18 protein-coding genes and 1 pseudogene are annotated in these 18,830 nt (G+C 44.6%); 7 read left to right on the top strand and 12 right to left on the bottom strand.

Annotation, left to right across the window (positions count from 1 at the left end; all coding sequences use genetic code 11):
- Nucleotides 1-12: 12 nt before the first annotated feature.
- Together RS881_RS16970 and RS881_RS16965 are read right to left on the bottom strand one after the other, a co-directional pair.
- The gene (locus tag RS881_RS16970) at nucleotides 13-921 is read right to left on the bottom strand and encodes an anthranilate synthase component I family protein (protein ID WP_425476354.1); all 909 of its coding nucleotides are present in this window, start codon (nucleotides 919-921) and stop codon (nucleotides 13-15) included.
- Nucleotides 894-1,253, bottom strand: a complete 360-nt coding sequence (locus tag RS881_RS16965; RefSeq protein ID WP_425476353.1) for a hypothetical protein — start codon at nucleotides 1,251-1,253, stop codon at nucleotides 894-896. The genes RS881_RS16970 and RS881_RS16965 overlap by 28 nt, the downstream gene beginning before the upstream one ends.
- Nucleotides 1,254-1,849: 596 nt before the next feature.
- On the opposite strand from RS881_RS16965, the gene RS881_RS16960 reads away from it, so the two are divergent.
- From RS881_RS16960 to RS881_RS16950, 3 genes are all read left to right on the top strand, one after another.
- Nucleotides 1,850-2,344, top strand: coding sequence for a hypothetical protein (locus tag RS881_RS16960; protein ID WP_315822159.1), 495 nt, complete (start codon nucleotides 1,850-1,852; stop codon nucleotides 2,342-2,344).
- 790 nt (nucleotides 2,345-3,134) lie between these two features.
- Nucleotides 3,135-3,716 carry a hypothetical protein gene (locus RS881_RS16955; protein WP_315822158.1) on the top strand — a complete coding sequence of 194 codons (582 nt, stop codon included), beginning with the start codon at nucleotides 3,135-3,137 and terminating at the stop codon, nucleotides 3,714-3,716.
- Between the two features lie 189 nt (nucleotides 3,717-3,905).
- Nucleotides 3,906-4,187 carry a GNAT family N-acetyltransferase gene (locus RS881_RS16950; RefSeq protein WP_315822157.1) on the top strand — a complete coding sequence of 94 codons (282 nt, stop codon included), beginning with the start codon at nucleotides 3,906-3,908 and terminating at the stop codon, nucleotides 4,185-4,187.
- 69 nt (nucleotides 4,188-4,256) lie between these two features.
- Here the strand turns inward: RS881_RS16950 and hisB are convergent.
- From hisB to RS881_RS16900, 10 genes and pseudogenes are all read right to left on the bottom strand, one after another.
- Nucleotides 4,257-5,395: pseudogene (gene hisB / locus RS881_RS61635) on the bottom strand (bifunctional histidinol-phosphatase/imidazoleglycerol-phosphate dehydratase HisB).
- Between the two features lie 81 nt (nucleotides 5,396-5,476).
- Entirely contained in the window at nucleotides 5,477-5,860 is a 384-nt protein-coding gene (locus tag RS881_RS16940) for a four helix bundle protein (protein WP_315822156.1), read from the bottom strand.
- 67 nt (nucleotides 5,861-5,927) lie between these two features.
- On the bottom strand, nucleotides 5,928-6,341 hold the full coding sequence (locus RS881_RS16935; protein WP_315822155.1) for a c-type cytochrome: 414 nt from the start codon (nucleotides 6,339-6,341) through the stop codon (nucleotides 5,928-5,930).
- A 12-nt stretch (nucleotides 6,342-6,353) separates the two neighbouring features.
- Nucleotides 6,354-7,607, bottom strand: a complete 1,254-nt coding sequence (locus RS881_RS16930) for a PQQ-dependent sugar dehydrogenase (RefSeq protein WP_315822154.1) — start codon at nucleotides 7,605-7,607, stop codon at nucleotides 6,354-6,356.
- Nucleotides 7,608-7,701: 94 nt separating this feature from the next.
- Complete coding sequence (locus tag RS881_RS16925; RefSeq protein ID WP_315822153.1) at nucleotides 7,702-7,872, bottom strand: aminotransferase class I/II-fold pyridoxal phosphate-dependent enzyme; 171 nt, start codon at nucleotides 7,870-7,872, stop codon at nucleotides 7,702-7,704.
- Nucleotides 7,860-8,753 carry a histidinol-phosphate transaminase gene (gene hisC / locus RS881_RS16920; RefSeq protein WP_315822152.1) on the bottom strand — a complete coding sequence of 298 codons (894 nt, stop codon included), beginning with the start codon at nucleotides 8,751-8,753 and terminating at the stop codon, nucleotides 7,860-7,862. Before hisC ends, RS881_RS16925 begins: the two co-directional genes overlap by 13 nt.
- 107 nt (nucleotides 8,754-8,860) lie before the next feature.
- Nucleotides 8,861-10,147 carry a histidinol dehydrogenase gene (gene hisD / locus RS881_RS16915; RefSeq protein WP_315822151.1) on the bottom strand — a complete coding sequence of 429 codons (1,287 nt, stop codon included), beginning with the start codon at nucleotides 10,145-10,147 and terminating at the stop codon, nucleotides 8,861-8,863.
- A gap of 62 nt (nucleotides 10,148-10,209) precedes the next feature.
- Entirely contained in the window at nucleotides 10,210-10,419 is a 210-nt protein-coding gene (gene hisG / locus RS881_RS16910; RefSeq protein WP_315822150.1) for an ATP phosphoribosyltransferase, read from the bottom strand.
- A complete protein-coding gene (hisG, locus tag RS881_RS16905; protein ID WP_315824510.1) occupies nucleotides 10,392-10,865 on the bottom strand; it encodes an ATP phosphoribosyltransferase in 474 nt (157 codons plus the stop codon). Before hisG (RS881_RS16905) ends, hisG (RS881_RS16910) begins: the two co-directional genes overlap by 28 nt.
- A 46-nt stretch (nucleotides 10,866-10,911) precedes the next feature.
- The gene (locus RS881_RS16900) at nucleotides 10,912-11,070 is read right to left on the bottom strand and encodes a hypothetical protein (protein WP_315822149.1); all 159 of its coding nucleotides are present in this window, start codon (nucleotides 11,068-11,070) and stop codon (nucleotides 10,912-10,914) included.
- 507 nt (nucleotides 11,071-11,577) lie between these two features.
- On the opposite strand from RS881_RS16900, the gene RS881_RS16895 reads away from it, so the two are divergent.
- The 4 genes from RS881_RS16895 to RS881_RS16880 all read left to right on the top strand — a co-directional run bounded on the left by RS881_RS16895 (nucleotide 11,578) and on the right by RS881_RS16880 (nucleotide 18,819).
- Nucleotides 11,578-13,995: an alpha/beta hydrolase family protein gene (locus tag RS881_RS16895; RefSeq protein ID WP_315822148.1), complete on the top strand. Its 2,418-nt coding sequence runs from the start codon at nucleotides 11,578-11,580 to the stop codon at nucleotides 13,993-13,995.
- Nucleotides 13,996-14,897: 902 nt separating this feature from the next.
- On the top strand, nucleotides 14,898-15,467 hold the full coding sequence (locus RS881_RS62570; RefSeq protein WP_315822147.1) for a DUF2961 domain-containing protein: 570 nt from the start codon (nucleotides 14,898-14,900) through the stop codon (nucleotides 15,465-15,467).
- Nucleotides 15,434-16,018 carry a DUF2961 domain-containing protein gene (locus RS881_RS62565; protein ID WP_315822146.1) on the top strand — a complete coding sequence of 195 codons (585 nt, stop codon included), beginning with the start codon at nucleotides 15,434-15,436 and terminating at the stop codon, nucleotides 16,016-16,018. The genes RS881_RS62570 and RS881_RS62565 overlap by 34 nt, the downstream gene beginning before the upstream one ends.
- A gap of 434 nt (nucleotides 16,019-16,452) precedes the next feature.
- On the top strand, nucleotides 16,453-18,819 hold the full coding sequence (locus tag RS881_RS16880) for an ABC transporter permease (protein ID WP_315822145.1): 2,367 nt from the start codon (nucleotides 16,453-16,455) through the stop codon (nucleotides 18,817-18,819).
- Nucleotides 18,820-18,830 lie beyond the last annotated feature (11 nt).

Here is an 18,830-nt window from a genome sequence, read left to right as displayed (position 1 = left end):
TATTCTGTTTACTTAAAAAGTACGGATCATAATGGCATGGATACAAGTACCATCAAATCCCATAAAACCAATAGCGCCGCCATAATAACTGCGGGTAGTGGGTTCATAACTATCGATCAGTTCCATGGCCCTGAATTTGGGCGCACCGCTTAGCGTACCAGCCGGAAAAGTTTTGGCCATTAACTCAAAGGGATTGCTGTTGGCGCGTACCTTGCCACTTACCTCACTGACGAGGTGGATCACATGGCTATAGTATTGTACTTCGCGGTAATGATCCACTTTCACGTCATCACAAACCCTGCTCAGGTCATTGCGGGCCAGGTCAACCAGCATTACGTGCTCTGCATTTTCTTTGGCATCTTTTAATAAACGATCGGCTTCCAGCTTATCGGTTTCATCATCGCCCGTACGTTTAAAAGTACCGGCAATAGGATGTACTACCGCCTTGCCTTGTTGGATAAGTATCTGCGATTCGGGCGAAGAGCCCAGCAGTTTATAATCGCCGTAATCAAAGAAGAATAAATAAGGAGAAGGGTTGATGCTGCGCAGGGCTCTGTATACATTGAACTCATCACCCCGGAAGACCTGCTGGAAGCGACGGCTCAATACGATCTGGAACACATCGCCCCGGAAACAGCTTTGAATACCCCTGGTCACCATATCCCGGTACGCTTCATCCGTCATATTGGACACTTCTTCTCCCTGGGCTTTGAAGGGATATACAGGCACATCCTTACTGCGGATCAGGGATTCCACCACTGCCAATTCGCTTTCCAGTCCCTTGATCACATTTTCGCAAATGAAGAGTTCATCTTTATAATGGTTGATGGCAATTACATATTGGTACAGGCGGTAGCGCATCAGTGGTATCTCAGGTGTTATACTGCCCGATTTCAACCGGATGGTATCGAAGAATTGCACGGCATCGAAAGTGGTATAGCCATACAGGCCCTGCGCAAAACGGCTTTCTTTGGAAGGGTGCCGGAAACCTCAAAGCGTTGCATGAAATCCCATAAGAGCTGAGGCACTTCCTGCACATCTTTAACAGTAATCTTTTCAGGTGTTTCTCCAGGCCATTTGAATTCAATGCTGCGGGTGGAGGTGATCTCCATGCCGGCAATGGCATTGATACAAATAAAGGAGTAGCTGTTTTCGGCCGCATGATGGTCGGTACTTTCAAGCAGTGCCGTATCCCGGAACCGATCGCGTATACGTAGGTAGATACCCACTGGGGTATATACGTCGGCCAGCATCTTTTTACAGTTCGTCTGAATAGCTATTTTTTCATGCCTGGTCCCTCTGAAAGAGATTTATAATTGATAAAAATAAAAAAAAGCCCCGATGGTATATCGGGGCCCTGAATATAGTGTCATTAAACAACAATAGCAGCGTTACAAGCCCCGTATAGAGTTTGTATGCCACCACCACTGATTAATTTGTTTGTTCAGTACCATTGTACTGCAAATATGCAGTAGCATTTCCATACTGCCAAAAAAATCTGTTACCTAAGCAGCTTGTACATCAGGCGACTAGATTGCACTTACTCCAATTAAAACAATTACATAAAAATGGAAGTCGTTATGATTGACAATAGTTTAAAATAAGGTGATTTCGCATGTATCGCTTTATGGAAAGTTGATTCATGAACAGTTATCATCCTGTCAATGCGCTTGTATTAGCTGATAATCAAACAATTATGACTGATAATATAATTCCTCCATTAGTTACCTCCTGCGCGTCAGGCTAAGGTCTTTGAAGCTCATCGCACAGTAATACGTGATCCTTAATCATATTAGATTATTTTTGTACTTTAGCCAATAACCTTTGCCAAACGTTTGAATAACTGCCTATGATTCCAATAGATATTAACCTGACTTTGAAAAAACTTAAAGGGCCTACCCAAGAACAAATAATAACATTTAACCAATGGGCTATCGTTGCACTTGAACGATACCACCCAAATGAAACAGCAGCTTTCGAGTTCGAAGTGGATGGTATTCGCCATTCAAGTAAACTTATCTGGGACAATCAGTTTTCAAGATCTGCAATGAGGGAAAAAGTCGATATGGCTAACTTTGGAGGTGTAGCTATTGCTATGTTTGTAATGGCTGTATTTCTTAATTACTCATATGTCGAACAAACTGAAATCGGCGATGGAGTAGATTACAAGTTTCTAGAGAATGAACCTGATGAAAATGACCTTAATTTCTTAGCGGGTGGGCATTATGTTGAAGCTTCTGGCATACTTGAAGAAACTGGTACAAATACTTTAGCAGCACGCTTGAAGACTAAACATCAACAAATAACAAGAGGCAAAAAAATAAAGAAGCCTCATCTGCAATAATTACATTATTTAAACAACCCAAAACAGTAAAGGAAATACATTCATGAAGCCCAAATTAGTACATCAAGAAGTCATGGAGTTCTCCTTTAAAGCCAAGCAAGCTATTGCCTCTGGAGATTTTTATCCGCCAATGAATATTATATAAAGGCAGCAGAACGTGAGGGTGAGTTTGCCAGATTTTATTTTGATAAACCAGACCTCGAACCCACTCGAAGTACTATTTTACGAAGTGCAGTATTCCTTCATTTAAAAGCGGGCTTAATCCAACAAGCACAACAGCTTATATTTTGGGGGCTTCTTAATTTGGAACAACCTCAAATAAAGGAACAACTTGAACAAGCTCTGGAACTTACCATTGCTCTAAAAATACTGATCCTAAAAGCTTAAGTTACAATGTTGATTATTTCAGGCTTCTTCGTATGAGAAGTGTTAACTATACAATGGAGACCGTTCTCCAAAGTTTTAGCAATTTGGTTTCATTGGAAATGTTTAAGGACTTTGCCGTTGATTATCTCCGATCACTAAAGTCCTATGCTAAAGCTACATTTTTAAGAACTGATTCTATTATTAAAAGATTAGGAGGGAAAATAGATGAAGCAGCAGAACAGTTTGAACAGGTTGTAACCCCCTTATCACAACCTCCGGAATTGGCAGTTTTACTTTCGCCATTGCTAATGATTTTCTATCCCGGGGCGAAGATCAAGAAATTGTAAAACTCAAAGCCGACATCCTGATTAATTACCATGAAAACATATTCATCAACCCTTTAGGAGATGAAGAAATCAATCTATTGAAAGGAGAGTATAAAGATGATGAAATAAATCAAATTTTTAAACCAATTGCCAAAATTAAATCAGCTAATTCTCCTTATAAAATAGCCTATTACGACATAGATTCATATCATAAAAAATATGTTCCCCAGATTGCAAAGGCCCAGCGTAAAAAGTTATTACCTCTACTTCCACCATCGCCTGAGGACATTGGGGTTTTAGAAAGCTCAATTATCCATGCTCGGCAGCTTAATGATGGAAAGAAAAAGCGTAATGTGATTTTAAAGGAACAATTAAAGACTTATGAATTAGAGTTTAAAACAAACCAAATTGATCCAAAGGATATAAGGCCTTTGATACTAAACGAGGAAATCGTCATAGACGTGGACTTTGATGCTGGGAAAGGTTTCACTTTTACATTTGAGGAACTAGCAATCAATCATACAGATATAGATTATAACCAAGGGCTTCAAACATTTTATTCAAAGTTCCATAATAGATTGGTTGAACTAATTAAACTACATAATCAAAATAAAATAGATACAACAGATTGGGAGACACTATCCAGGCTAATTAACAACCCCGAAAGCCTGACTAAATAACAAGCCACTAGTTACTTATCCAGTTTTATCATGAACCCTATCGTATTGATCCTGCCGGGCCCGAATAGCTCGAACCTTGGGGATTACGGGCATATTAATTCAGCCTCCAACCTGGGCTTGTGGCCGGAAGGCTTCGCCCTGCTCCAACAATTGTATTAATTTGCAACATTCACCACAACACATTAAAAGATGCTGATACAACACAAAGAAGGAAAGGTCAAGAGCATGTTCTATGTAGAGCAGGACGGTAAAATACTAGCCGAAATGGTTTACTCTACACCCAATCCCGGTCAAATGCTCATTGAACACACAGAAGTAGATGAATCCCTTAGCGGTAAAGGCATCGGCAAACAATTGGTCTATGCAGCCGTAGAATATGCCCGTACCAACAATATCAAGATCATTCCACTTTGCCCCTTTGCCAAATCAGTGTTTGACAGGGTGAAGGAATGGCAGGACGTGCTGGTATGATCCGGGATTAATTAATAGGCATTAGCTGTTAGGAATACAGATAATTGCTAACAGCTAATAGCTGTACTCTTACAACACCCCCTTCGTACTAGGTAAATAGTTACTCAGCGGATCACGCTTTACTGCCATACGGATGGCCTTGGCAAAAGCTTTGAAGATCGCTTCGATCTTGTGGTGCTCATTGTCGCCATGGCATTCTATATGCAGGTTGCATTTAGCAGCATCAGAGAAGGATTTGAAAAAGTGGAAGAACATTTCAGTGGGCATCTCCCTATCCGCTCACGCTTGAATTCGGCATTCCAGACGATCCAGTTACGGCCTCCGAAGTCGATCAGTACTTTGGCGTCGGCCTCATCCATCGGCAAAGCAAATCCATACCGTTCCATACCTCTTTTATCTGCCAGGGCCTGTGCAAAGGCCTCTCCCAGTGCAATGCCGGTATCTTCGATGGTATGGTGCTCATCAATATGCAGATCGCCATTGGCGCGGATGGTGAGGTCCATTTTACCATGACGGGCTATTTGATCCAGCATGTGGTCAAAGAAACCAAGTCCGGTTATGATCCTCGATTTACCACTACCATCTACATTCAGTTCGATCTTGATCTGCGTTTCATTCGTATTTCGCTCATGGATCACGGTCCGCAATCCCAGTCGCAGGTATTCATAGATCGCGCTCCATTTCGTAGTCTCCAGGGCAATCACCGGCTGTAGTTCAGCTACCTTGTCCTTGATCTCACCAGCGCCCAGGGAAGCATCGTTATTGAGCCAGATGGCTCTACAACCCAGGTTCTTGGCCAGTTGCACATCTGTAATACGGTCGCCTATCACATAGGAATTCTCAATATCATAGTCCGGGTTGTCGAGGTATTGCGTCAACATGCCCGTACCGGGCTTGCGCGTAGGTGCATTGTCTTTGGGGAAGGAGCGGTCGATATAGGTAGCGCTGAAATGAATGCCTTCACCTTCCAGGCTCTTCATCACCAGGTTGTGCAGGGGCCAGAAAGTATCTTCCGGAAAGCCGGCTGTGCCCAATCCATCCTGGTTGGTAACGATCACCAGTTCATAGTCAAATTCACGGGCAATGCGTCCCATATACTCAAACATACCTGGATAAAAAGTGAGCTTATCATACGAATCCAACTGATAGGTTGGAGGCGCTTCATTGATCAAGGTACCGTCACGGTCGATGAATAACACTCGTTTCATGTTGAATACAGAATTTAGCGTTTAGAATACAGGAGACAGAATACAGAATAAGGATTCAGTATCTAAACGAGTATCAAATATTTAAGTTGATTTGACAATTGCGTTATGATAAGAAGCAAGCATACGGCCTACTTCGTCCAATAAGTTTCGTAACAGATGATTATCTCCATAGCCAAGGTCTCCAGATAAAATCAGGTAATACCGGCACTCTTCCAGTGAACCTTGTGATATATTCATAAATTTTGCTTTGTCTTTTTCTCCCTTTTTCTTAAAACCTTCGGCAATATTCGCAGCTATGGATACTGCGGACCTTCTGAATTGCGAAGTTAACCCATATGCTTCTTCCCTGGGAAAATTACGGGTATAATTATATATCCCAATTGTGAACTGATGCGCTTTTTGCCATACAAGTAAATCTTCAAATTTTTCGCTGGTTGCATGTAGTAATTCTTTGAGGTTAAGCAATCAATTAAACATGCTACCAACCAGTGAGCCTTCTGTATTCTGTCTCCCGTATTCTGTATTCTTGCCTTTACTTGGTCTTGGCGCGAATGGTTTTCACCTCCGCAGGTGTGATCATACCCGCCTTATTCTGAAAACTATTTCTGATAAAGGTGGTTACGTCGGCAATTTCCTGATCGGTGAGGTAATCATGGGCAGCCATTACATTGTCATACGTTTCTCCGTCCACTTCTACCCCTTTCATGCCTTTTAAGATTACCTGTACCAGCCTTGTTTTATCGCCGGTAACCCAGGTGGTCTTTGTTAGTGTAGGGGTCATATTGGGCACCCCACTGCCATCCTGTTGATGACAGGGCAGGCAATAAATATCATAAACTTTCTTACCATTCTCCATTACCTTTTTGGGTACCGGTTTGGGTTTTGTTTGTGCAGCCATTAAAAGCAAGGTGCCCACGCAGGTGATCAGCAAAAATGATTTACGCATAGCAGGAAGCATTTATTTTTTAGTGTAGGTTACTTTCCAAAGACGACCTTTCTTGTCGTCAGAGATATACAAGGATCCATCCGGTCCCTGTGCCAGTCCACAAGGACGGAACCTTGATTTGGCAGGCTCCCTCGATCCGCCGGCAAAACCATCCGCAAAGATCTCATATTCGCCATTGGGTTTACCATCCTTAAAGGGAAGAAATACCACAAAATAGCCAGCCTGGGGTTTGGGTGCCCGGTTCCAGGAACCATGAAAGGCTACAAAAGCGCCATTCTTGTATTTCCCGGGAAATTGGTTGCCCGTATAGAATAGCAACGCATTGGGGGCCCAGTGACCAGGAAATGAGTAAATGGGTCTCTTCTTATCGGCACAAAGGCCTTCTTTCTTTTTGTCGCCACCATATTCCGGTGCCAGCACCTTCTTATTTTGTTGCCAGTCGAAATAGCAATAAGGCCAGCCAAAATCATCGTTTTTATTGATCTGGAATAGTTCTTCACCGGGCAATTCTGCACTCTCCTCTTCATTGAATAGTTCGGGGAATAAGGAGTTCAGGTTATCCCGTCCATGCTGCATGGCAAATAGGGAGTTGGTGGTTTGCTCCCAGTCCAGTCCCATGATATTGCGGATGCCCGTAGCATACCGGATACCTTCTGGATAAGACTGGTTCAACTTATCGGCTTTGAACTGCCATACCCCTCCTACTGAATCCAATAAAGGACAGGGATAGGGAGAAGGAGAACCTTTCTTACGATCTTCCAGTTGACAAGCATTGGAGGGCGCACCAATGTTTACATAAATATTGCCCACATTGTCCAGCACCAGCGATTTGGTATTGTGCGTATTCCGGTCGATCAGGCCCGTAATGATCCGCTCGGGCTGATCAGTGTTGATGACCTCCTGTTTATCGTTCAGTTTATAACGAAAAACCTCTTTATTGGAAGAAGCGTATAAGTAACCATCTTTAATAGTAATACCCGTGCCGGCATAATTACCAAAAGCAATGGATTGGTCGGCTACCCCATCTTTATTGGTATCCCGCAGGCGGAGAATGCCTTTACCATCTTTCAACCTGAACAACATGACGTACAGGTCGCCATTGGCGGCTGTTACGATATGCCTGGCCCTGCCTACAGAATCTGCTACCACCACGGCTTTGAATCCTGCCGGTAGCGTAATGCCGCCATTCTCTTCAACGGGCGCTGCTTTTCGAGGCTGGTGTTTGATATGCGTAGTGTCATTGCCATAAGCAGCAGATCCTGCCAATAAAAAAAAGGGGGAGCATTTTACTAATCCAATTCATGTTGCTGGTTTAGGTGAGATGAAAATTAAAAATCAGGTTTTATACAGATTACACCAACTAACTGGTGTATTTTTTCAATGCGTTAACCAATACTTCATTTTCAGCAGCCGTACCCACCGTAATACGCAGGCTACCTTCACAAAGGGTTACCTTACTTCTATCGCGCACCACAATACCTTCCTGCAACAAATACTGGTAAATCGCGTGTGCGTCCGTTACCTGTACCAATAGGAAATTGGCATCGGAAGGATATACTTTTTAACTACCGGTATAGCAGGCAATAGCTTTTCCAGTTCTCCTCTTTGCGCTACGATCTCCTTGATCATATCATTTACCTGCCCTACTTCTTCCAATGCCTGCAATACCAGGTCCTGCGAAGCCTGGTTGATATTATAAGGGGGTTTTACCTTATTCATGATCTCTATGATGGAAGTGGAAGCAAAAGCAAGCCCCACACGCAAGGCAGCCAGTCCCCAGGCCTTTGACAAAGTTTGCATCACTACCAGGTTGGGATAATCTTCCAACTCCTGGGTAAAAGACCTGAAGCGCGAGAAATTGATATAGGCCTCATCAATCACTACCAGTCCGAAATAGTTATTCAACAATACTTCAATATCATCGCGCTCCAATGAATTACCAGTAGGGTTATTTGGCGAACAGATGAAGATCATTTTGGTATTGTCGTCCACCGCTTCTTCTATGGCCGGCAGGTCGAGCTGGAAAGCAGGCGTTAAAGGCACTCTCTTGATGGCCACATCATTGATATTGGCGCTCACTTCATACATGCCATAGGTAGGCGGGCAAATAATGATATTGTCTTTTCCGGGATCACAAAAGGCGCGAATCAATACATCAATACATTCGTCACTGCCATTACCTAAGAAGATATTTTCGGTAGGCACGCCTTTGATCTCACTCAGTTTGTTCTTTACTTTCTTCTGTAAGGGATCAGGATACCGGTTGTACCACTTGGTGAGTGGTGAACCCAGGCTGTTTTCGTTGGCATCCAGGTAAACGCTGGCCTCGCCTTTAAACTCATCCCGCGCAGATGAATAGGGTACCAGTTTTTTAATATTCTCTCTTAGTATATTATTTAGATCGAAGCTCATTGTTTCTTTTTTTGAAATTCATGAATCGGGGCCGGCAATCGTGAATGGGTGTGTCCTAGTCTACCAATTAACTTTTCAACTTATCAACCTATCAACTAGCCCAACCCTCAGGATTCTGTATTCTTCAAGCGCACCCGTACCGCATTGGCATGTGCCTCCAGCCCTTCCGCTTCCGCCATCAGTTCTACTGTGCGGCCAATGTTTTGCAATCCCTGTTGGGTAAGCTGCTGGAAGGTGATCTTCTTTACGAAGCTATCCACGCTTACACCGCTATAGGCTTTGGCATAACCATTGGTAGGCAGGGTATGGTTGGTACCGCTGGCATAATCGCCTACACTTTCGGGCGAATAATGCCCCAGGAATACTGAACCAGCATTCACTACTTTACCTGCCAGTTCTACAGCATTGGCACAAGCCAATATCAGGTGTTCGGCTGCATATTCATTCAGCAGGTCAATAGCGGCCATTTCATCCTGCATAACAAAGATCTTACTATGTATCAGCACTTGCGCTGCCAGGTTCTTCCTGGGCAATAGGGCCAGTTGTTGTTGCAGCTCTTCCTGCACTTGCGCTACCAACGATGCCTGGTTCACTACTAATATCACCTGGCTGTCCATGCCATGCTCGGCCTGGCTTAGCAGGTCGGCCGCTACAAAAGCCGGGTTGGCTGTTTCATCCGCATATACCGCTACTTCGCTGGGCCCTGCCGGCATATCGATCGCAATACCTTCCTGTTGTATCAATTGCTTGGCACAGGTTACATATTGATTGCCGGGTCCAAATATTTTTGATACCCTGGGTATGGATGTTGTTCCATAAGCCATGGCCCCAATGGCCTGCACACCCCCTGCTTTGAAAACCTTTGTTACACCTACTGCTTGCGCGGCAAATAAGATTGCCGGATGCAGTTTCCCATTTTTATCGGGCGGGGAACAAAGGATGATCTCCTTACAGCCAGCCAGTCTGGCCGGCACGCCCAACATCAAAATGGTGGAAAACAACGGGGCCGTACCGCCGGGTATATACAAACCTACTTTTTCAATGGCCACCGATTTTCGCCAGCATTGTATGCCGGGCATGGTTTCTATCACTTCCGGTTGACTCAACTGCTTTTCATGAAAGGCAGTAATATTGGCCTTGGCCGTTAAAATAGCTGTTTGCAATGCCTTGTCGAGCAATCCGGCCGCTTCCCTAAATTCCGCCTCACTTACCAGCAACTCATCAATAGCCGCCTTGTCGAACTGAAGGGTCAAGGCTTTAATGGCTTCATCACCGCTGGCCTTTACCTGCTGCAGGATAGCGCTTACGGTTGCTTCCAGTTTTGCGGCTTCTGCCACCGGTCGCTGCAATAAGCTGTCCCACTCCTTTCTTGCCGGATTATCAAATACTTTCATAAACGCGTAATATTATTGTGCTTTTTGATTGGTTTGGTGCGCTGATTTACCGGTGTATTCATTTATATTATCATTTTTTCAATAGGGACCACCAGGATACCCTGTGCACCAGCGGCTTTGAGCTGTTCAATAATGTCCCAGAAAGTATCTTCACTCAGTACGCTATGAACACTGCTCCAGCCTTCCTGAGCCAATGGTAGTACTGTGGGGCTTTTCATACCGGGCAGCAGGCTGATGATCTCTTTCAATTTCTCATTGGGTGCGTTGAGCAATACATATTTGGTACGCTTGGCTTTTTAACCGCACGGATACGGAATACCAGTTTGTCCAGCAGTTGCTGTTGCACTTCATTCAATTGGTTATTCTTAATCAGTACGGATTGGGACTGAAGTATGGTTTCCACCTCTTTCAATCCATTCATGAATAGTGTAGAGCCACTGCTTACCAGGTCGGCCACCACATCGGCCAGGCCAATGCCAGGGGCTATTTCCACGGAACCGCTGATCTCATGGATCTCGGCCTGCACCTTATTCTTTTCCAGGAAAGCATTGACCAGGAAGGGGTAGCTGGTAGCGATGCGTTTGCCCTGTAGGGAAGCCACTCCTTCATATTGCTGACCACGGGGTACCGCTACGGACAGGCGGCATTTGCCAAAGCCCAGTTTTTCTACTACCTCGGCCTGCTTGTTCTTTTCAAACAATACATTTTCACCTACAATACCAATATCCGCTACCCCATCTTCTACATATTGGGGAATATCATCGTCACGCAGAAAAACACTTCCAGGGAAAATTGTCGGCCTCTGTTCTCAGACGGTCCTTTACATTGCGCAGGTCGATACCGCATTCTTTCAGCAGTTGTACCGAATCTTCGTATAAACGTCCTGACTTTTGAATGGCTATTCTTAGCATTGTCTGAACCATGATTTTTTTTGATTTTATGGATTGGCAGGAATTGGACCTGCCTGCTATAACTATTTTAGTTTCCGATTAGGCAAATAAAAGGGCTTACCTGCGGTAAGCCCTTAATATGATATGGCACTGAACAAAGCACCACCGGCCTACCTGGTGAGGTAAGTATGATGATGGTGATGTATGTGCGTAAATATGTTCATTTCGAGTCGCAAAAATAGGATATCCTTTCTTTTATCAAAATTATTTTTTCCGGAGGCCCCTGCTCATCCGATACATATAAAATTATCTGATTATCAGCCTCCTGTATTTCTGCTGTTTACTGTATGCTCAATTCTGTAAGCTGTCCTCCGTATAGCCATGCAGCCAGCTGTCCTATTCAGCAAGGAGCTTAAAAGGGGCAATACTTAACTTGCTCCCCACCCTACACAGGGGTTTTGGTCATCTGCCGTCTAATCATTTGTCATCAATCTATCTATTCTAAACTACATTACTCATGAGAAAATTATTAGTAGTTGTTTGCCTTTTGTAGTAACCCTTTGTTCGGCGCAGGACGAGGGATATAAATTACCTCCCAAGGAGATAGCCGACCTCCTGCTGGCGAAGCCTACCCCAGGTGTAAGCATTGATGGAAAAGCAGCCTGGATGTTGCTGATGGAGCGCAATAGTTACCCAGCCGTTGAAGAGCTGGCACAGCCCGAACTCAGGATTGCCGGACAACGTATCAATCCTAATAATTTTGCCCCCAGCCGTCAGAACTTCATCAACAATTTAACACTGAAGGATATCAAAGCCGGGAAAGAATATCCCGTAACCGGCTTGCCAGCCAATTTGCTCGCAGGTAATATCAGTTGGAGCCCCAATGAAAAAAAGATCGCTTTTACGCATACCTCCAACAAAAGCGTAGACCTGTATGTGATTGATGTAGCTACACACAAGGCCGCCAAGGTGAACAAACAGCCCCTGAATGTGATCCTGGGCCAGGATTTTATCTGGGCAGACGATAACACCCTCTTGTATAAAACGACCTTACAACCCGCTTCTGCAGCACCTGTAAAGTCCCTAACACCTTCGGGCCCTGCCATCCAGCAAAACCTGGGTAAGGTAGCACCCAGCCGTACTTACCAGGATTTGATCAAATCGCCTTATGATGAGCAATTATTTGCTTTTTACAGTACGGTTCAATTAACAAAGAATGTGAATGGTGTAGAGACCAGGATCGGCAAGCCTGCTATTTATTTATCCTTCGGGTTGTCGCCTGATAAGAAATACATGGTTACCCGTACCATTCATACACCATTTTCTTACCTGGTGCCAGCTTTTGGTTTTAATTCAACAGTAAGCATAACTGATCCTGCTGGTAAGGTAGTGAAAGTATTGGCCGATTTGCCTTCTTCTGAACTCTCACCATCGGGTTATGATAATATACTGAATGCACCCCGTGGTTTCAGCTGGCGCGATGATGAAGCCGCTACTATTGTATGGGCCGAACCATTGGACAGCGGTATCTATAAGAACAAATCAGATTTCCATGATGTGGTATATTCCCTGAGTGCTCCATTTACGGGCACCCCCAAAGAACTCCTGAAAACAAGCTGGCGCTTTGGTGGCATCACCTGGGGTGATGACAACCTGGCCCTGGTGAATGAGTATTTACAAAGTAAACAAACCACCCGCCTAAGTCTCTATAATCCTACTAGCGGCCAACTGGAAACCTTGCAGGAACGCAATATGACGGATGCTTACAATAGTCCCGGTTCTCCGGTAACGATGAAAAATAAGTATGGCCGTCAGGTGATCAGAACCATCGACAATGGTACCAAGCTGTTGATGAATAACCAGGTGGGCAGCTCTCCAAAAGGTGACCTTCCCTTCCTTGCCAAATTTGACCTGAAAACCAAGAAAAATGAGATCATCTGGCGTTGCCAGGAAGGAATATATGAAAGCATATCTGATGTACTGGATGCCGACAAATTGATCTTACTTACCCGTCGTGAGTCACAGAAAGACATGCCCAATTACTATATCAAGAATTTAGTATTGCGCATAGCCGACCAGCCCATTACCAGCTTTGCCAATCCTTATCCACAACTGGATGGCATCACCAAAGAAAAGATATCCTACAAGCGGTCGGATGGTGTAGACCTTACCGGCAGTTTATACCTGCCGAAGAACTATGATCCCAAGAAAGATGGTCCTTTGCCTGTATTGATGTGGGCCTACCCCCGTGAGTTCAACTCAGCGGCTGATGCAGCACAGATCCGTGGCTCCAAAGATCGCTTCACGCTCATTGGCTATGGCGGTCCCATTTTCTGGGTAACGCAAGGTTATGCTGTATTGGACAATGCCGAGTTTCCCATTGTATCAACCGATTCGACCAAGAAACCCAATGACAATTTTATTGATCAGTTGCGGATGAATGCCGAAGCAGCCATTAATAAGTTGGCAGAAATGGGCGTTGGCGACAGGAACCGTGTTGCTGTAGGCGGTCATAGCTATGGTGCTTTCATGACAGCCAACCTGCTGGCACATACTAAACTGTTTAAAGCCGGTATTGCCCGCAGCGGCGCTTATAACCGCACCCTCACGCCTTTTGGTTTCCAGAATGAAGAACGTACTTTCTGGCAAGCGCCCGAACTGTATGCAGCGATGAGTCCCTTTTACCATGCCGACAAGATCAAGACACCCTTGCTCCTGATACACGGTGAAATGGATGACAATCCCGGTACTTTTCCCATCCAAAGTGAGCGCTTGTTCAATGCAGTAAAAGGTCATGGCGGCACGGTACGTTTTGTAAGCCTGCCTTATGAAGCACATGGTTATCGTGGTAAGGAAAACCTGCTCCATCTCTTGTATGAACAAAATGCCTGGCTGGAGAAATACGTGAAGAACGCCGATAAGAATACTCCCGGCGGAAATAATAAGAAAGCATTTTAAGAAGTCGGAAAAGTCCGGAAGTCGGAAAGTCCGAAAGCAATACAGCTTTCAACGCATTTCTTTTCTGACTTCCGGTCTTTCGGACTTACGGTCTAAAAAAAAAAAGAAGGATAAGAATACTCAGGCGGAAATAATAAGAAAGCGTTTTAAGAAGTCGGAAAAGTCCGGAAGTCGGAAAGTCCGAAGGCAATACAGCTTTCAACGCTTTTCTTTTCTGACTTCCGGTCTTTCGGACTTACGTTCTAAAAAAAGAAGGATAAGAATACTCAGGCGGAAATAATAAGAAAGCATTTTAAGAAGTCAGAAAAGTCCGGAAGTCGGAAAGTCCGAAAGCAATACGGCTTTCAACGCTTTTCTTTTCTTTTCTGACTTCCGGTCATACGGACTTACGGTCTAAAAAAAAAAGAAAGATAAGAATACTCCCGGCGGAAATAATAAGAAAGCATTTTAAGAAGTCAGAAAAGTCCGGAAGTCGGAAAGTCCGAAAGCAATACAGCTTTCAACGCTTTTCTTTTCTGACTTCCGGTCTTCCGGTCTTCCGGTCTTTCCGACTTCCGGTCTTTCGGACTCTCGGACTCTCGGACTCTCGGACTTTCGGACTTTCGGACTTTCGGACTTCCGGACTTCCGGACTTCCGGACTTCCGGACTAAAAAAAAAAGAAGGCCTTCTCAATTGTTGTGCGACTTGAGAGGGCCTTCTTATTTCTACAACCAAAAACAACCAATCAACACGATATGTAAGGCAATCTTCCGATTACCCTTGATGGTTATTAAGTATATAAGGTATTAATCATTTATCGTGCCTGGCTGCCCATATTCTGTTAAAGAAATGCAAAAGAGAAAACTTTTGTACCTTCCTGTTACTTAAAACGCTGTTACACATGAGGTCAATATTCCTGTCAATGGTGCTTGCCATTGTAACGACTGCTGCTATAGCACAGAAAAATAATGCTTTCAATGATCTTGATGTAAACCTGGGCAATCTTTACCGGGTATCCAACGCAAAAACACGCTCTATCAGCCCCGAAAACTTCACGGGCGAACCTGGTAAAGGAGGCATGGCTACCCTGGAAAACGGGTCGGCTAAAAATGAAGCCCGGGAGTTGGGACAAGGTTGGAAAGTAAGTCCGTATGTAATGGTTAAAAAAGGCACCACTTTCACCCTGGGCGAGATCAGTGGTTCGGGGGCCATTCAGCATATTTGGATGACGCCTACGGGCAACTGGCGATTTTCTATTCTCCGGTTTTATTGGGATGATGAAAAAGAACCTTCAGTAGAAGTACCCGTTGGGGATTTCTTTGGTATGGGATGGGGCGCTTATGCCCCACTTAATTCATTGGCAGTGACAGTGAATCCCGGTAGTGCCTTCAATTGTTATTGGACCATGCCCTTCCGCAAAAATGCCGTATCACCCTGGAAAATATTGCCACAGAAGATATGCGCATCTATTACCAGATCGATTATACATTGACCGAAGTGCCAGATGATGCCGCCTATTTCCATGCACAGTTCCGCAGGAACAATCCTACACAAGGTGGCTTATTCACCATGGTAGACAATATCAAAGGCAGGGGGCAATATATAGGCACGTATATGGCCTATGGCATTCACAACAATGGCTGGTGGGGCGAAGGAGAGATCAAGTTCTTTATGGATGGTGATACCCAATTTCCTACCATCAACGGAACAGGAACGGAAGATTATTTCTGCGGCTCTTACAATTTTGATGTGAAGGGCAGATACACAGAATTCAGTACCGCTTATGCTGGCTTACACCAGGTGATCAGGCCAGATGGATTGTACAATTCACAACAACGTTTTGGCATGTATCGCTGGCATATTACCGACCCGGTACGTTTTGAAAAGGACCTGAAGATCACCATGCAGGACCTTGGCTGGAAGAGTGGCGGCAGGTACCTGCAACAGCAATCCGATATCAGTTCGGTCGTTTTCTGGTACCAGTTGGAACCGCATGTATCCTTTCCTAAACTGCCTTCTAAAGACCTGTTGGAGCAGAACTGAGGCCGGGAATCGTGCATCGGTCCCGCCAAGGGGTGGAACAATCGTGAATGGCTCGCTACAGAGGTGACACCTTTCGTTTGCGAGGCAAAGGAAAGGTGTCACCTCTTTTCTTTTGTTCAGACAAAAAAGAGGGTCTTCACGGCTCCAGCCGGAAGACCCCTTAGAAGAGACTGATTTAACCCCTAAACCCGTCTTACTAAATCTTACTAAAAATGTAGCAGTGCATCTGCCGTATATGTTGACATTGATCAAGCACCTATCGTTGCAGCCGGTCGATATTTTTTGATGGGGATACAAAACGAACAACCGGTGTATTGAAAACGGACAGTAAACCGGGCATTTCACCCCCTTAACAAACTATTTATCAACACATTGTAAATTTGGCACTCTTTTACATTCTATTAGCATAACCACCCTGGTAAAATACATTCTGTATGTTTAAAAATCACCTGAAAACGGCCTGGCGCAACTTAGTCAAGAACAAATTCTATTCAGCCATCAATATTGCCGGACTTACCGCAGGCCTGGCTGTGGGTATCCTGATTCTATTATGGGTGCAGGATGAATTGAGTTTTGATCGTTTTCATCAACAGGCTGATCAGATCTATAAGCTCGAAAACCAGGTAGGTACGGGCGCCAGTGTACAGATATGGACGGAAACTGTGGCGCCTATTGCGCTCATGGGTAAACAGGAGCTGCCCGAGGTAAAAGAAACCGTACGCTGGTGTGATGGTGGTCATTATTACTCCCTGCTGTATAAGGATAAGCGCCTGGATATTGACAGACCCATTTATGCCGACCCCAGCTTTTTCCATATGCTCAGCTTTCCGCTGATCAAAGGCAATGCAGCCAATCCTTTTCCGGATAACAACAGTATTGTGTTGACTGAAACGATGGCTAAAAAATACTTTAGGGAAGAAGACCCCATTGGCAAAGTGATCGTGGCCGACAAAACCACCTATTTTACAGTAACGGGTATCACCAAAGACGCTCCCAGGAATTCCAGCATTCAATACGATATTGTAATGCCGATGTCCATGTATGCCAAGCTGAATTATACAGACATTAACAGCAAGCAAACGATCAACAATGATTTCTCCCAATTCAATTTCGATACCTACCTGCTGCTGAAGCCTGGTACTGATCTTGGTAAACTGGCTACCCGCCTGCGCGATATCCACCTGCGTAATAAACCCGATGATACCGATATTAAATACCAATTCCTGTCTGTCAATGATATGCACTTATATCACTCTGATGGTAAAGAAGCAGGTATGGAAACGGTACGCATGTTCATGTGGATTGCTTTTGTGATCCTGATCATTGCCTGCATCAACTATGTAAATTTAAGTACCGCCCGTTCTATGCTGCGTGCCAAAGAAGTAAGCATGCGCAAGATCGTAGGCGCGGCCAAATGGCAATTGTTCCTGCAATTCATGGTAGAAACAGCGCTGTTGTTTATACTGGCATCCATTCTGGCTATGGGCGTTATTCACCTGTTGCTGCCTTTCTTTAACCAGCTTTCCGGAAAAGAACTGGTATTGGACCTGACCGATTACCACCTCTGGATCTTATTACTGGTCACCATCATTGGGTCACTCATTATTTCCAGCATCTATCCTGCACTGCTGCTTTCTTCCTTTGAGCCCTTGAAAGTATTAAAGGGCAAAATGAATGCCCGCATCAGTGATGCCCTGTTCCGCAAAGCCTTGGTGGTTACCCAATTTGCCTGCTCAGTGGCCCTGATCATCAGTACACTCATCATCAGCAACCAATTACAATACATCCGTTCACGACAGCTGGGATACGATAAGACCCATGTGTTTTCCATTTTCCTGCGGGACGGAGGAACCAGTTATGATGCCGTTAGATCAACTTTGCTTAGCCAGCCGGGTGTATTGAACGTTACACGGGCCAATGGCAATATTGTTAAGCTCGGCAATCAAACAGGTGATAATTCCTGGGACGGAAAAGGCGCCAATGAAACCATGATGATGCGCCCGATGGGTATCTCGCCGGATTTCATTCCCTTTTTCAAAATGCAATTAACAGCTGGTAAGAACTTTACCGGCACGCCTGCAGATTCCGCTCATTTTATTCTTAACGAAACAGCTGTTCGCCAGGCAGGCATCAAAGATCCTATTGGCAAAAAGTTCAGGTTATGGCAAACCACCGGTACCATTACAGGTGTTGTGAAGGATTTTCATTTTGCTTCTATGAAGAATAAGATAGAACCGGCCATCTTTTTCAGGCATACCGGAAAGAATGCAATTATCTATATCAGGACCACGGGAAAAGAGGCATCCAGGGCCATTGCTGCCAGTGAAAAGATATGGAAACAATTCAATGCTGAGCTGCCTTTCCAATATACCTTTCTGGATGAAACCTTTGAAAAGCTCTATACCACCGAAACGCGTACAGGCACCATCTTCAATATTTTCGCCGTCATAGCCATCCTGATCTGCTGTCTGGGGCTGCTGGGACTGGCTGCTTACACTGCACAAGTACGTACCCGCGAAATTGGCATCCGCAAAGTATTGGGAGCTAGCGTAGCTGGCATCATCCGTTTACTGGCCAGGGATTTTATCACACTGGTATTGATCTCCATTGTCATTGCAGGACCTATTGCCTGGTATATGATGAACAAATGGCTGCAGGACTTTGCCTACAAGATCAATACCGGCTGGTCGGTATTTGTGTTGTCAGGTGTTATTGCCATCTTCATTGCCATTATCACCATCAGCTTTCAATCGATCAAAGCCGCTTTGGCCAATCCTGTGAAAAGCTTAAGGAGTGAGTAATAAAGTTCCGG

The sequence above is a fragment of the Paraflavitalea speifideaquila genome, assembly GCF_032395985.1.
Classification (GTDB): domain Bacteria; phylum Bacteroidota; class Bacteroidia; order Chitinophagales; family Chitinophagaceae; genus Paraflavitalea; species Paraflavitalea speifideaquila.
Note: the sequence above shows the minus strand (reverse complement) of the source record. Positions and strands in the feature narration are given on the sequence as shown.